The organism is Liquorilactobacillus hordei DSM 19519 (assembly GCF_019443985.1).
Classification (GTDB): domain Bacteria; phylum Bacillota; class Bacilli; order Lactobacillales; family Lactobacillaceae; genus Liquorilactobacillus; species Liquorilactobacillus hordei.
In genome coordinates this window covers 2,035,097-2,048,465 of record NZ_CP049303.1, presented here as the reverse complement: position 1 = coordinate 2,048,465, position 13,369 = coordinate 2,035,097, and the positions used below count along the sequence as shown (strand labels likewise).

Annotated in this window: 14 protein-coding genes; 13 read left to right on the top strand and 1 reads right to left on the bottom strand. The window is 34.8% G+C overall.

Annotation, left to right across the window (positions count from 1 at the left end; translation table 11 throughout):
- The first annotated feature begins 96 nt into the window (after positions 1-96).
- Both glyA and G6O70_RS11280 read left to right on the top strand, forming a co-directional pair.
- Positions 97-1,350, top strand: a complete 1,254-nt coding sequence (glyA, locus tag G6O70_RS11285) for a serine hydroxymethyltransferase (RefSeq protein WP_057869232.1) — start codon at positions 97-99, stop codon at positions 1,348-1,350.
- The gene (locus G6O70_RS11280; protein ID WP_057869231.1) at positions 1,347-1,757 is read left to right on the top strand and encodes a peptide deformylase; all 411 of its coding nucleotides are present in this window, start codon (positions 1,347-1,349) and stop codon (positions 1,755-1,757) included. The genes glyA and G6O70_RS11280 overlap by 4 nt, the downstream gene beginning before the upstream one ends.
- A 184-nt stretch (positions 1,758-1,941) precedes the next feature.
- Here G6O70_RS11280 and G6O70_RS11275 read toward each other — a convergent pair whose 3' ends face one another.
- Positions 1,942-2,790, bottom strand: a complete 849-nt coding sequence (locus G6O70_RS11275) for a DUF72 domain-containing protein (RefSeq protein WP_057869230.1) — start codon at positions 2,788-2,790, stop codon at positions 1,942-1,944.
- 178 nt (positions 2,791-2,968) lie between these two features.
- Between G6O70_RS11275 and G6O70_RS11270 the strand changes: the two genes are divergently transcribed.
- The 11 genes from G6O70_RS11270 (at position 2,969) to G6O70_RS11220 (ending at position 13,359) form a co-directional block, all read left to right on the top strand.
- Positions 2,969-4,174 (top strand): NAD(P)/FAD-dependent oxidoreductase, encoded by a 1,206-nt coding sequence (locus tag G6O70_RS11270; RefSeq protein WP_057869229.1) that lies wholly within the window; start codon positions 2,969-2,971, stop codon positions 4,172-4,174.
- Between the two features lie 404 nt (positions 4,175-4,578).
- Complete coding sequence (locus G6O70_RS11265) at positions 4,579-5,667, top strand: ABC transporter ATP-binding protein (RefSeq protein WP_057869228.1); 1,089 nt, start codon at positions 4,579-4,581, stop codon at positions 5,665-5,667.
- 41 nt (positions 5,668-5,708) lie between these two features.
- A complete protein-coding gene (locus G6O70_RS11260; RefSeq protein WP_057869227.1) occupies positions 5,709-6,509 on the top strand; it encodes an ABC transporter permease in 801 nt (266 codons plus the stop codon).
- Positions 6,506-7,333: an ABC transporter permease gene (locus tag G6O70_RS11255; RefSeq protein ID WP_057869226.1), complete on the top strand. Its 828-nt coding sequence runs from the start codon at positions 6,506-6,508 to the stop codon at positions 7,331-7,333. The genes G6O70_RS11260 and G6O70_RS11255 overlap by 4 nt, the downstream gene beginning before the upstream one ends.
- A 14-nt stretch (positions 7,334-7,347) precedes the next feature.
- Positions 7,348-8,418: an ABC transporter substrate-binding protein gene (locus tag G6O70_RS11250; RefSeq protein WP_057869225.1), complete on the top strand. Its 1,071-nt coding sequence runs from the start codon at positions 7,348-7,350 to the stop codon at positions 8,416-8,418.
- 44 nt (positions 8,419-8,462) lie between these two features.
- A complete protein-coding gene (gene rarD / locus G6O70_RS11245) occupies positions 8,463-9,350 on the top strand; it encodes an EamA family transporter RarD (protein ID WP_057869224.1) in 888 nt (295 codons plus the stop codon).
- A 297-nt stretch (positions 9,351-9,647) separates the two neighbouring features.
- Positions 9,648-10,031 (top strand): YbgA family protein, encoded by a 384-nt coding sequence (locus tag G6O70_RS11240; RefSeq protein WP_057869223.1) that lies wholly within the window; start codon positions 9,648-9,650, stop codon positions 10,029-10,031.
- Positions 10,028-10,393 carry a TIGR02328 family protein gene (locus G6O70_RS11235; RefSeq protein ID WP_057869222.1) on the top strand — a complete coding sequence of 122 codons (366 nt, stop codon included), beginning with the start codon at positions 10,028-10,030 and terminating at the stop codon, positions 10,391-10,393. The genes G6O70_RS11240 and G6O70_RS11235 overlap by 4 nt, the downstream gene beginning before the upstream one ends.
- 165 nt (positions 10,394-10,558) lie before the next feature.
- On the top strand, positions 10,559-11,572 hold the full coding sequence (locus G6O70_RS11230) for a sugar transferase (RefSeq protein WP_057869221.1): 1,014 nt from the start codon (positions 10,559-10,561) through the stop codon (positions 11,570-11,572).
- Between the two features lie 11 nt (positions 11,573-11,583).
- On the top strand, positions 11,584-12,357 hold the full coding sequence (locus G6O70_RS11225; RefSeq protein ID WP_057869220.1) for a glycosyltransferase family 32 protein: 774 nt from the start codon (positions 11,584-11,586) through the stop codon (positions 12,355-12,357).
- Between the two features lie 21 nt (positions 12,358-12,378).
- Complete coding sequence (locus G6O70_RS11220) at positions 12,379-13,359, top strand: glycosyltransferase family 2 protein (RefSeq protein ID WP_057869219.1); 981 nt, start codon at positions 12,379-12,381, stop codon at positions 13,357-13,359.
- Positions 13,360-13,369: the final 10 nt, after the last annotated feature.

Genomic DNA, 13,369 nt, shown 5'->3' with positions numbered 1-13,369 from the left:
ACTTGGTCAAAATTCTCCACCTAATTTTCCCAACTTGAGTCACACTCTGATTTTGGCTATGGTACAATAACAAGCAAGAATGGAGATGATTGGCAGATGGATTATAAAGAGTTTGATTCAGAATTATGGCAGGCGATTGCTGCTGAAGAGAAGCGACAACAAGGTAACTTGGAGTTGATTGCTTCAGAAAATATTGTGTCAAAAGCGGTACTTGCTGCCCAAGGAAGTGTATTGACTAATAAATACGCTGAGGGTTATCCCGGAAAGCGGTACTATGGTGGATGCGAGTACATAGATGTTGTTGAGAGTTTAGCAATTGAACGGGCTAAGAAAATATTTGGAGCAAAATTTGCTAATGTACAGCCACATTCAGGGTCACAGGCAAATGCAGCCGCATATTTGGCGTTAATTCAACCTGGCGATACTGTTTTGGGAATGGATTTAGCTGCAGGAGGACATTTGACCCATGGTTCTCCAGTTAATTTTAGCGGTAAAACATACAACTTTGTCGGATATGGTGTGGACAAGAATACTGAAATGCTTGATTATGATGAAATTCTAGAATTAGCCAAGAAACATCGGCCAAAGTTAATTGTTGCGGGGGCAAGTGCTTATTCAAGAATAATTGACTTTGCAAAGTTTAAAAAAATTGCGGATGAAGTTGGAGCAAAACTCATGGTCGACATGGCCCATATTGCTGGCCTCGTCGCCGCAGGAGTACATCCAAGCCCAGTTCCATATGCTGACATTACAACTACTACGACCCATAAGACACTACGTGGACCTCGTGGTGGTATGATTTTGACAAATGATGAAACACTGGCAAAAAAAATAAATAGTGCAATTTTTCCAGGTATTCAAGGAGGACCATTAGAACATGTGATTGCTGGTAAGGCAGCAGCGTTCAAGGAAGCTCTTGATCCTAGTTTCAAGGAATATTGCAAGCAGGTTATTGCGAATACTGCAGCAATGGCTGATGTGTTTACAAAGTCCAAAAAAGCACGGTTAGTTTCTGGTGGAACTGATAATCATTTAATCTTAGTTGATGTATTAGGCTTTGGATTAAATGGAAAACAAGCCGAGAAGTTATTAGATTCAGTCAATATTACTGTTAATAAGAACTCAATTCCATTTGAGACGCTGAGTCCATTCAAGACTAGTGGAATTCGAGTTGGGACAGCTGCAATCACTAGCCGTGGATTTAAAGAAGCTGATGCTGCAAAAGTAGCAAAATTGATTGTAGAAGTGTTAGAAGCACCTGAAAATTCAGAAACATTAAAAAAGGTTGCAAAAGAAGTAAAAGTATTAACCGATGCACATCCAATTTATGCAGATGGGGCTGTCAGATGATTCGCAGAATTAACAGTGATATTGACAAGTTAAGACTTAAATCTAAGCCAGCAACTAAGGCTGATAAGCAGATAATTATTGATTTGATAGATACTTTAAAGGCACACGAAGATGAATGCGTAGGAATGGCTGCAAATATGATTGATGAATATAAGCGGATAATTATTTGTCAGATGGGACCATTTGCAGTACCTATGATTAATCCAGTGATTACTAAAAAAAGTAAATCATATCAAGCAACAGAGGGATGCTTATCCCTTGCTGGTCAAAGAAAGATAAGTCGATATAAAAGTATCACAGTTGAATATCTGGATAAGGAGTTTGTACAACAAAGACAAGTTTTTTCAGAATTTATTGCACAAATTATTCAACATGAGATAGATCATTGTGATGGCATTATTATTTAATAAATAATTTTATCATATTAGTATACTGAAAATAGAAGAAGGGACTGAGTCAAAAGTTAATTTGATTCGGCTCCTTTATTTGTCACGAGTAAACATGTTATATAGGTTAAAATTCTTCGCTTAACTTTGAATTAGTAATCAAGTTTTTCTGACTTCTTACTGCTACATTTCTTAATAACTGAAATTAAAAAAAGTCCAATTGTTCTGGTGGCTTTTTGTTGAGATTGTGGAATTGGACATTCAACATTTTTTTTAATGACAGTGCATTTTGCGCCGCGTGACCACCAGAATTATTATTGAAAATAATACAAATTTCTTGAACTGAATTTTGTAGAGAAAATAAGGTATCTTTCAAACGATTGAGTTCTTCATCAGAATAATCATAAAGAGTTCTGTACTTACGCCAGTCAGGCCCTATGTGCTGCCATCCTGCTTTGTTTCTGCCATGAAGTCTAATCAATAAAAGTTGTTTGTTGGTGATAACTGGTTTGAAAGGAACCGATAATCGACCAATAGAAGGTTCATCAACGGCGACTAAAGTTATCTTATTTTGAGTACAAAAAGTAATGAGTGAATTGAATATTTGTGAATTAAACCAACTACGATTTCTAAACTCAAAGGAAAGTGGGAGACCTGCAAGTTCTTTTATCAGATATTTTAAGTAGGCCACATTTTTTGCTGTAGCATCAAAATAAGGTGGAAATTGGCATAAGATAGTTTTAAGTGCGTTTTGTTCAATCAGTGGACTAATAGCTTCTTTGAACGCATTAATTTTTTTTGAAAGCTCATCTTTTGTTAATTCTTCTCCAGGGTGAAGTGTGAAAGAACGATTGGCTTTGATGACAAACTTAAAATCGCTAGGAACCTTCGTGAGCCAGGCAGCGACACTCGTAACCCGTGGAATACCATAAAAGAATGTATCAAGTTCAACCGTTGGGAAGAAAGCACTGTATTCTTGTAAGGTCAGTGGATGATCAATATTTTTAATCAGTGATCTGTGCTCACTCCATGAAGTTAGCCCAATAGTATACATAATGAATGCTCCTCCTTTAATATTCAATAATTAATTGTAACATTTCAATCTAGTTAAATAAAAAATAAGCAAATTTTTTTAAGTTGCCCGAAAGATACTTTATAATACAATTAGTGTGTTATGTATATTTCAACAAAAGTAATCTATCTTGTTCCATTAATAAGGGGAGGTAACCTGAATGACGAAGGAAATTAAAAAATATAAATATTTAATTGTTGGTGGTGGAATGGCCGCAGATCAGGCGGTAGCTGGTATTCGTTCGATAGATAAGGAAGGAACAATCGGAATTATCTCGTCAGATACGGATGAACCATATGCTAGACCGGCACTAAGTAAAAAACTTTGGGTGGACCCAGATTTTCATGATGAAGATATTGATTTTCATACAGCTCAAAAATATGATGCGTGGATAAAGCTAGCAACTAAGGTAACAAAAGTTAACCCAAAAAAGCATACCATAGAAACCGATAATGGTGAGGAATTTGAATATGATAAATTGCTACTTGCAACTGGTAGTGAAGCAAAAACACTTAAAGGTGAAAATAGTGAACGTGTAATTGCATTAAGATCAAAGCAAGATTATCTCAAAATTCGTAAGTTCAGTGGTAAAGGTAAGCATGTGATTGTTGTAGGAAATGGCTATATTGGAAGTGAAATTGCTGCAGGATTGATTCAAAGTGATACTAAGGTCTCATTGGTGATTACTGGGGATAGGATTTTCGATAAGAAGTTCCCTATATTTTTAAGTGAGAAATATGAGGAAAAATATCTCAAGGCAGGAATAAAAATCTACCATAACAAAAAGGCATCTAGCTATGATCTTGTTGGAGATGAAGTTAAAGTTCAGTTAAATGATGGGACCGTACTGCAAGGTGCTGGCCTTGTCTTAGGAATTGGAGCATTTACAGATTATAGCTTGGCTAGTGAGGCTGGTCTCAAGGTAGATGAACATGGAGTTGTTGTTAATGAACAGTTAAAGACCTCTGTCTCCGATATTTGGGCTGCTGGTGACATTATCTCTTATCCTGATCAGATTTTAGGTCGACAAAGTGCAGGTCATGTTAGACATGCTATCAATTCAGGACTCTTTGTTGGAAAACAGATGGCTGGAGTGACTGGGACTTACAACTACACACCGGTTTTTTATAGTTGGGTATTTGATATTAATTGGGAAGCGTTCGGCCAAGTTAATTCAAGTTTGAAGATGTACGCAGAGACACTTGGAGATGATAAATATATTGTTTATTATTTTGACAAACAAACATTGGTGGGAATTCTCTCGTGGAATTCTGATGTGCACCTGGAGCATTTGAAGGAAATATTAAAGAAACGGCCAACGATTGAAGAACTGGATAGAGTGATAAATCTTAGAGCAGTTGAATAAGAATCTAAATAATATCTAGGGGTTGTGCAGGAACTTTTGGCACGACCCCTTCGTTGACTGTGATTGGATATATCGAAACTAATCTAACTTATGGTCCTAAAAAACATTAATAATAAAAAAGAGACCTATTTTTTTATTTCATGAAAATTAAAAATAATGTGGTCTATTACTTTTAATTCTGTTAAACTGATTCGTGGGAAAGTCTCCCATCTGGCTGTGATAACAGCTCATGAAGAGGGCTTTCCCTTTTGAATGTTCATAAAAACTATTTGACAAACTCCTCGCGGATTAGATTTATTGAGACTGATGCAAAATTGAAAAGAAACCTTAAAACTTCTAATTAGCAAAAGAACCCAAAAAAATGAGGCGAGGTACGAGTTAATTTATTTGAGGGGGGTATCAAAATGGTTGAGTCAATTATTACATTTCGTAATGTAACCAAAAAATATAAAGATACGGTAATTTTGGAAAAAATCAGTTTTGAGTTGGAGAAGGGCAAGTTCTATACTTTGCTAGGTCCATCTGGTTGTGGGAAAACCACCACATTATCTCTAATTGCAGGATTTATTGAAGAGAGTTCTGGGGATATTTTGATGAATGAACAAAAAATAAATCATATTCCGGCTAATAAGAGGAAAATTAACACGGTTTTTCAAGATTACGCGCTCTTTCCACATCTAAATGTCTTTGATAACATCGCGTTTGGATTGAAGATTAAAAAGAAAAGTAAAAAAGAAATAAAGGCAAAAGTAACTGAGGCACTTAAAATGGTAAGGTTACCAGGATTTGAAGATCGCGAAATTAGTGAGATGTCCGGTGGGCAAAAGCAGCGAGTAGCAATTGCCAGAGCCTTGGTAAATGAACCAGAAGTATTGCTGTTAGATGAACCTCTGTCAGCGTTAGACATGAAATTACGAAAAGAAATGCAATATGAGTTGCGACAATTGCAAAAGCGGTTAGGAATAACCTTTATTTTTGTTACCCATGATCAAGAAGAAGCTCTTGCCATGAGCGATGAAATCTTTGTAATGAATCATGGTAAGATAATTCAACGCGGTACGCCAACTGCTATATATGACGAACCATTAAATCGCTTTGTGGCTGATTTTATCGGAGAAAGTAATATTGTTGAAGGAACCATGGTAGCTGATGGAATGGTCAAATTTGCGGGTAAAACTTTCGAGTGTGTTGATGGTGGAATGGAAGCTAATGAGCCGATTGAAGTTGTTTTGCGACCAGAAGATATCGAAGTAACTACAGCACAAAAGGGTAAAGTTATCGGAACGGTTATTTCACAACTATTTCGTGGAGTTCACTATGAGATTGTTTGTACAGATATAGATGGAAATGAATGGAAGATTAGATCTACGAAAAAAGTTGCGGTCGGCGCAAATGTTGGTTTAGATTTTGAATCTGAAGCAATTCATATCATGCGTTTTAATGAAACAGAAGCTAATTTTTACCAGCGATTAGAAGATTATCAAGGGAGCTAGGAAAAGATAGTAAAAATCTAAAATGTTGAGGGGGAAATAACATGAAAGCAAAAGGACTCTATTTTAGTTCATATGTCCTCTGGTTGCTCTTATTTGTCCTAGCTCCTGTTGCACTAATTTTATATCAATCATTTATCGGAATTAATGGTGATTTTACTGTTGCTAATTATGAAAACTTCTTTAAAATTAGTGCTTATTTACAAATGACCTTTAATTCAGTTTTTTATGCGGGATTAATCACACTAATAACATTGTTGCTAAGTTATCCAACTGCCTATTTTTTAACAAAAACCAAGTATAAACAACTTTGGTTAATGTTGATTATTTTACCGACTTGGATAAATATTTTGTTGAAGGCATATGCATTCATCGGAATCTTCAGTCAAGCAGGACCAGTCAATAGAGCTTTTGAATGGTTAGGCTTAGGATCACACCAGCTATTATTTACCAATACTAGCTTTATGCTAGTTGCTGCTTATATTGAATTACCGTTTATGATATTGCCAATTTTTAACGCAATTGATGAACTTGATGAATCACTTATTAATGTTAGCCGTGACTTAGGAGCTAACAAATTTCAAACTTTTTGGAACGTGATCTTCCCCCTGACCTTAAATGGGATAAAAAGTGGGGTCCAGGTTGTTTTTATTCCATCACTTTCACTATTTATGCTGACACGTTTAATTGGTGGAAACAAGGTAATTACATTGGGAACCGCGATTGAAGAGAATTTCCTTGTTACCCAAGACTGGGGGATGGGTTCAACGATTGGTGTTATTCTGATTGTTACAATGATTTTAATTATGTTCTTCACTGGAGATAGGAGAAGGAGGAGAAAATGATTACTAAGAAAAATAATTTTTGGCGTAATTTATACCTAGTAATTGCATTTTTAATTTTATATTTACCGATTTTTTACTTAATTTTCTACTCTTTCAATAGTGGTGGCGGAATGAGTGATTTTTCACACTTTACATGGAGATACTATCGGGAAATTTGGGCGGATCAAAGGCTAATCTTAATTACAGTACAAACATTCTTTTTGGCTTTTTTATCTTCACTGCTTGCAACCATTATTGGCACGAGTGGGGCATTAGGGATATATTCAATTAAGAATATGCAAGTTCGTACGTTGATTTTAGGATTGAATAATATTTTGTTGGTCTCACCAGATGTAATTATTGGTTCTAGTTTCTTGATTTTCTTCACTGTTCTGGGAATTAAGTTAGGGTTTACCTCAGTCTTACTTTCGCATATTGCGTTCAGTATTCCAATTGTTGTTTTGATGGTACTGCCTAAATTACAAGAAATGAATTCGTCATTTATCAATGTTGCACAAGATCTTGGAGCGAATCAGTGGCAGATATTAAAAGGTGTCATCTTGCCGATTATCACACCTGGAATGATAGCAGGTTATTTTATGGCATTTACTTATTCACTAGATGATTTTGCGGTGACATTTTTTGTGACCGGAAATGGTTTTGAAACACTATCTGTTGAAATATACTCAAGAGCAAGGCAAGGGATTAGCCTAGAAATTAACGCTTTGAGTGCATTAATGTTCCTATTCTCACTAGTTTTAGTAATTGGATACTATTTTATTAGTAAGGATAGTCCTAAGAGTAAGCGCAAGGACCAGAAAGCACAGCAAAATTTGATTAGATAGTGGGGGCAGAGTAGATGAAAAAATTAAATATTATGTTTTTCGGAATTATTTTGCTCTGTCTTGTACTTTTCATAATTTCATTTGAACTTGAAAAGGATAGCAGTAGTGGGAAAAGCGACAAAGTTGTTAATATTTTTAACTGGGGAGATTATATTGACCCAAAATTAATCACAAAATTCGAAAAACAAACAGGATACAAGGTTTCATATGAGACTTTTGATTCCAATGAAGCAATGTATACAAAGATTAAGCAGGGTGGAACGGCTTATGATATTGCAATTCCTAGTGATTATACGATAAAAAAAATGATTAATAATCATTTGTTGCTACCAATTAATCATAGTAAACTAAAGGGATTAAGCAATATTGATTCCAAATTTTTAAATCTTTCCTTTGATCCAGGTAATAAGTATTCTCTTCCGTATTTTTGGGGAACGTTAGGAATTATTTACAATAAAAAATATGTGAGTGCTAATGAGGTCAAAAATTGGAATGATTTATGGAATCCAAAATTCAAGAATAGCATTATGTTGATTGACGGTGCCCGTGAGGTTATGGGATTGACCTTGAATAGTCAGGGAAAGTCAGTTAATGATACTGATCCTAAGGACTTACAGGCAGCATATGAGAAACTCAAGAAGTTGTCACCAAATGTTAAGGCGATTTTGGCAGATGAGATAAAAGTTTATATGGCACAAGATGAAGCACCAATTGCTGTATCTTACTCTGGAGAAGCAATGGAGATGATGGATAATAATAAGAATTTGCGTTATACGATTCCAGAGGAAGGTTCAAATATCTGGTTTGATAACATGGTTATCCCTAAAACGGCGAAAAATGTCAAGGGTGCTTACGCGTTTTTGAATTTTATGTTGCAACCTAAAAATGCAGCGCAAAATGCAGAATATGTTGCTTATGCCACTCCGAATAAAGCGGCAAAGAAATTGCTACCTAAGAGTATGCAAACTGATAAGGTGATGTACCCAACGAGCAAAATAATTTCGCATCTTGAAGTGTATAATGCTTTATCACAGAAAAACTTGAGCAAATATAATGATTTATTTTTACAATTTAAAATGCACTAATTTTAGTAATGGCAGAGATGTTAGTGAAGGAGAATGATGATGGAATGGAGAAAAGACATTTAGGTGTAAATGCAGCTTTAGCGGCGTATATTTTGTGGGGGCTATTAGGCGTATTTTGGGAATTGCTTAGTGTGGTACCTGCATTGGATACACTTGCATATAGAATTGTTTTTTCGTTAATTACAATTGGCATCGTACTGACTGTTCAAAAAGATTGGGGGACTATCTGGCAAACAATTAAGCAGTTGATTAAGAGCCGCAAGATTTTTTGGATCATCCTAAGTTCATATTTAATCTCTCTTAATTGGTTCATTTATATCTACATGGTTACCCATCACGAAGCAACTGAAGCAAGTCTGGGATATTATATAATGCCATTGATGAATGTGATTATTGCGCTTGTATTTCTTCATGAAAAATTATCACGTTCAAAAATTATTGCTCTTTTATTGGTTATTATTGGAGTGGTAATTCTTACATTTCAAACAGGGTCACTGCCCTTAAATACATTGTTAATGGCTGGCTCGTTTTGTTTTTATGGATTAATTAAGAAGCAAGTTCAATTGCCAGCGACAATTTCACTAACATTAGAAACCTTTTTTGTAGCGCCAATTGCAATAATATATCTTTTACTTTCTCCACATGTCATAACACAAAACGGTCTAGGAGTAAGTACTTTGCTTGTACTTAGCGGTGTTATCACAGTAATTCCATTATTATTATTTGCAGTAGCGACAAAAAATACTGATTTTATAACTCTTGGATTTATTCAATATCTAAATCCAACAATTCAATTGTTAATGGCAATTTTTGTGATGAAGGAGTCATTTGATTGGCATAAAGCAATCGTCTTTATTTTCATATGGTTAGGCGTTTTAGTGTTTATTTTAGGTAACGTACATGGAGTACACAGAATCAAGGCTAAAAAATAATGAGTAGTTGTATGAGAATGGGGGGCTGGGTCAAAAGTTAAATTTTGATTCAGTTCCTCTATTTATTTCGTATAAACGTGTTTCATAAGTCAAAATTCTCCGTCTAGCTTCGAATTACTCATAGCAAAGTACTTGCTATGTTCGTAATTCGAGTTAGTACTCAATTTTTCCCGACTTATGGCATGCTGCCTTGTTTTTATTTTTTAGAAGTCGAATTTTTTGCAGTATAAATACTTAGAAAGTATGCTTAAAAAGTAGATTAAGATTGGACAAAAAGGCAACACTAGGAGGTATGTTTTGGAAAAGTGGCAGGTGTCTTGGGCACAGAATAAATATTGGGTAATGTCGCGTTCACAGCAGTATTACAACGAGATTAGGGTTCTAGCGAAAGAAAATCATTGGGATGAAGAATGTCAGCAAAGATATGAGCAAATTCTGCAAGAAATAGATGACATGATGCCAACAAGAAAAACATTAACAACGGCTTATCAACATGTGTGGGGATATTTCAAAAAGCAAGCGACTCTTGAAGAAAAGCAAAATTATCAAATATTGTTAAAGAAACTTGAAGAAAAAAATGATGAATTAGGGCGATATTTGGTTGAATTAACAGATAAGTATGAAGTAAAGTATCTTGCAGAGTCCGCACTGATAAAGAGATTAAGAGAGGCAAGTAAATGAGATTATGGCATGAACAACTTATTACTAAGTTACCAAGACAACAACTTCTTGGACAACATAGAGAGATTGCAGCTCTTCGTGGCAATGGCTGGGGTAAAAAACATGCGACTGTAGACTATGTTTTTTCGTATTCACCATATAAGCTTTACCAATTTCATATTTTAGTGATGGACGAAATGAAGAGAAGGGGATATCAGCCAAATAGTGTTTGGTATGATAAGAATTATCGTGGAAAGTCTTGCAGTACGTACGAGAATTTAAGCGCAGTGGCACGAACATATCCAATTTATCCAGAACATGATGAGCGATATTTACAAGAATGTATTGAGAATTTGTTTAATAAAGGAATTCTTGTAAATTAGAAGAAAAGGGTAATTTATTAATTATACTTTTCAACTACTTATGTAATAGAGTGTTTGTGCTAATAGAGGTGACTATAACTACTCTCATTTTTTTTAACAATCGGGTATAATGAATTGTGTAGGAAATCTTCAATATATTAGATCGAGGAAATGGACAGGTAAGTTATGAGTGATTTTGTGATTTCAATGTACGATAAAACACAATATGAAGCGGGACCCAAAGCAAAGATGGATGTTATTAATTTCTTGAAGAAGTCCGACTTTAAAAGTATTATTTTCTACTTTAATGGTGCACGAAAAGCAGAATTAATAAGTGTTAAACAAGTTTTGTGGGATATTCCGCGGGAAATAAAGAAACAGAAAATGCAAAATGTATTGTTTCAATACCCGGCATTTAATAAAAGAACAAATAATAAAATTATTGACGAAGTTAAAAGAAAAGATGGCGCACAGGTTTTTTTGCTATTACATGATGTTGAATCATTAAGACTGCATCGCGATGAACCTGAGTATATTGCAGAAGAAATTGCTTTTTTTAATAAAAGTGATGGAATAATTGCTCATAATGAAGAAATGGTTAAATGGCTTAAACAAGAAGGTGTGGTTAAGCCGATTGTTTCATTAGGAATCTTTGACTATGATAACCCGCAATCCATGGTAGAGCACAACAAATATGAGGGAACGGTTTGTTTTGCTGGAAATCTTGGTAAATCAGAGTTCTTAAAGAAAATAGATAGTGAAGTCCCATTTTATTTGTATGGTCCCAATCAAGCTGCAAATTATCCTGAAAACATTAATTATTTAGGATCATATTCACCTGAAGAGCTTCCAAAATATCTCAAACAAAGTTTTGGATTAATTTGGGATGGAGATAGTTTAACAGAGTGTAATGGAATTTTTGGGGAGTACCTTAGATATAATAACCCTCACAAAGCATCACTTTATTTAAGTTCAGGCTTACCTGTGATTATTTGGAAACAGGCTGCTTTAGCAAGTTTTGTTGAACAAAATGGTTTAGGGATTTCAATCAATAGTTTGACTGAATTAGATAAGGTTATGTCTAATATGGCAGAAGAAAAGTATCAAGAGATGTGTAAGAATGTCAGGGCTATTGGTCAAAAGATTAGGAAGGGTTATTATATTGAAACAGCTGTGCAGAAATTGTTAGAAATGAACTAAAGGAGAAACAGATGATACCTAAGAAAATTCACTATTGCTGGTTTGGCGGCAATGAGTTACCAGAAGAGTATAAGAATTATATTGCACAATGGCATGAATTATGCCCTGAATATGAGATAATCCAGTGGGATGAATCCAACTATGATGTAAAAAAAAATAATTATATGAAACAAGCTTATGAACAAAAAAAATGGAGTTTTGTGTCTGACTATGCAGGATTTGATATTATTTATCAAAATGGTGGAATCTACCTTGATACTGATGTTGAATTAAGAAAATCGCTCGACCATTTGTTGAACTCAAAAGCTTTTATGGGGATGGAGGAAAATGAAGGTGGAGTGTCTGTTAATCCAGGATTGGGATTTGGAGCAGAACTGCATAATCAAGTTATTAAAGATTTGCGTGATATCTATGAAAAGGTAGATTTTGTTAAAAAAGACGGTGAGTTAAATATTGTAGCAATTCCGGTTTATACTACAAATTATCTTGCAAATAAAGGGTTGCTCAAAAAAAATGAATATCAAAAAATAGCGGGTGTTGATATTTATCCAACTGAATATTTTGCACCGATGGATTTTCTGACAGGAGAGTCAAATGAAACAGAAAAGACTGTCAGTATTCATCATTATAGTGCACTCTGGCAAGACAACCGAAGTCAGAGACATACAAAAATCATTAGAAGTATCAACAGACGATTTGGTAAAAAAGTGGGGATGAAAATTAACTGGTTTTTCCGTGTTTCATGGGGGATTGCCCGCAGAATTCGTAAAATAGTTAAGCACTAGTTTCAAAAAGGAGAATAATTAATGACCGAAAAAAATTATACAAAAGAAAAGAAGATAAGTGTAATTGTGCCGGTTTACAATGTAGCAGCCTATTTGAAAAAGTGTGTGGACAGTCTTTTGGGACAGACAATGGACAAAGCAGATTTTGAAATTATTCTCGTTGATGATGGGAGTACGGATGGGTCAGGCAAATTATGCGACGAATTTCAAGTGAAGTTTGAACAAGTGCGGACATTACACAAGCAAAATGGAGGCTTGTCTGATGCGCGCAATTACGCTCTGCAATACGCTACTGGACAGTATTTATTATTTATCGATTCAGATGACTTTGTTGAGCCTGAGATGTTAGCACGGATGTATGCAAGAAGCAATGAAGGCTCAAAAAAAATTGTAGAATGTAATTTTTTCTGGGAGTTTGAAAATAAGACAAGATTAGACATACGTAAAAGTTATGATTCGCTGGAAGACTATCTAATAAATGGTAGAGTGGTGGCCTGGAATAAGTTGTATTTGCGGAAATGGATTGAGAAAACAAAGGTAAAGTTTCCGGTTGGCAAATTATATGAAGACCAAGCATTCTTTTTCAAGATAGTTGCATGGCTGGTTGATATTTCCGAAGTTGCAATTGATTCAGCTTGTGAGATCCATTACGTACAACGTAGTAATTCGATTTCTTATAGTGAGACAGGGCGTATTTCCGAAATCATCTGGATATATAATGATATTTTGAATTTCTACAAAGAAAGAAATTTATATGAAAAATATCATGATGAGTTAGAATATCGTTTTTATCGGAATCTTTTTGGGAATGTCTTACTACGAAAAGTGATTAGGCTAAAGGACAAAAAAATCAGAATTGAATTGCTGGATTTGATTTGGCAGAAAACACAGGAATGGTTTCCGAATCGGAAAAATAATAAGTATTTGAAAAAGCCAAGCATTAAAAATATCTATCTTAGGATTATGAATCCTGTATTTTATCGTTTTTTTTATTTCAGATAAAAATATTATA

Excerpts from the sequence above, each read along its gene's own strand:
- G6O70_RS11275 (WP_057869230.1), bottom strand. The coding sequence starts at position 2,790 with ATGTATACTATTGGGCTAACTTCATGGAGTGAGCACAGATCACTGATT.
- G6O70_RS11260 (WP_057869227.1), top strand. The coding sequence starts at position 5,709 with ATGAAAGCAAAAGGACTCTATTTTAGTTCATATGTCCTCTGGTTGCTC.
- G6O70_RS11265 (WP_057869228.1), top strand. The coding sequence starts at position 4,579 with ATGGTTGAGTCAATTATTACATTTCGTAATGTAACCAAAAAATATAAA.
- G6O70_RS11250 (WP_057869225.1), top strand. The coding sequence starts at position 7,348 with ATGAAAAAATTAAATATTATGTTTTTCGGAATTATTTTGCTCTGTCTT.
- rarD (WP_057869224.1), top strand. The coding sequence starts at position 8,463 with ATGGAGAAAAGACATTTAGGTGTAAATGCAGCTTTAGCGGCGTATATT.
- G6O70_RS11235 (WP_057869222.1), top strand. The coding sequence starts at position 10,028 with ATGAGATTATGGCATGAACAACTTATTACTAAGTTACCAAGACAACAA.
- G6O70_RS11220 (WP_057869219.1), top strand. The coding sequence starts at position 12,379 with ATGACCGAAAAAAATTATACAAAAGAAAAGAAGATAAGTGTAATTGTG.
- G6O70_RS11225 (WP_057869220.1), top strand. The coding sequence starts at position 11,584 with ATGATACCTAAGAAAATTCACTATTGCTGGTTTGGCGGCAATGAGTTA.
- G6O70_RS11270 (WP_057869229.1), top strand. The coding sequence starts at position 2,969 with ATGACGAAGGAAATTAAAAAATATAAATATTTAATTGTTGGTGGTGGA.
- G6O70_RS11255 (WP_057869226.1), top strand. The coding sequence starts at position 6,506 with ATGATTACTAAGAAAAATAATTTTTGGCGTAATTTATACCTAGTAATT.
- G6O70_RS11230 (WP_057869221.1), top strand. The coding sequence starts at position 10,559 with ATGAGTGATTTTGTGATTTCAATGTACGATAAAACACAATATGAAGCG.
- glyA (WP_057869232.1), top strand. The coding sequence starts at position 97 with ATGGATTATAAAGAGTTTGATTCAGAATTATGGCAGGCGATTGCTGCT.
- G6O70_RS11280 (WP_057869231.1), top strand. The coding sequence starts at position 1,347 with ATGATTCGCAGAATTAACAGTGATATTGACAAGTTAAGACTTAAATCT.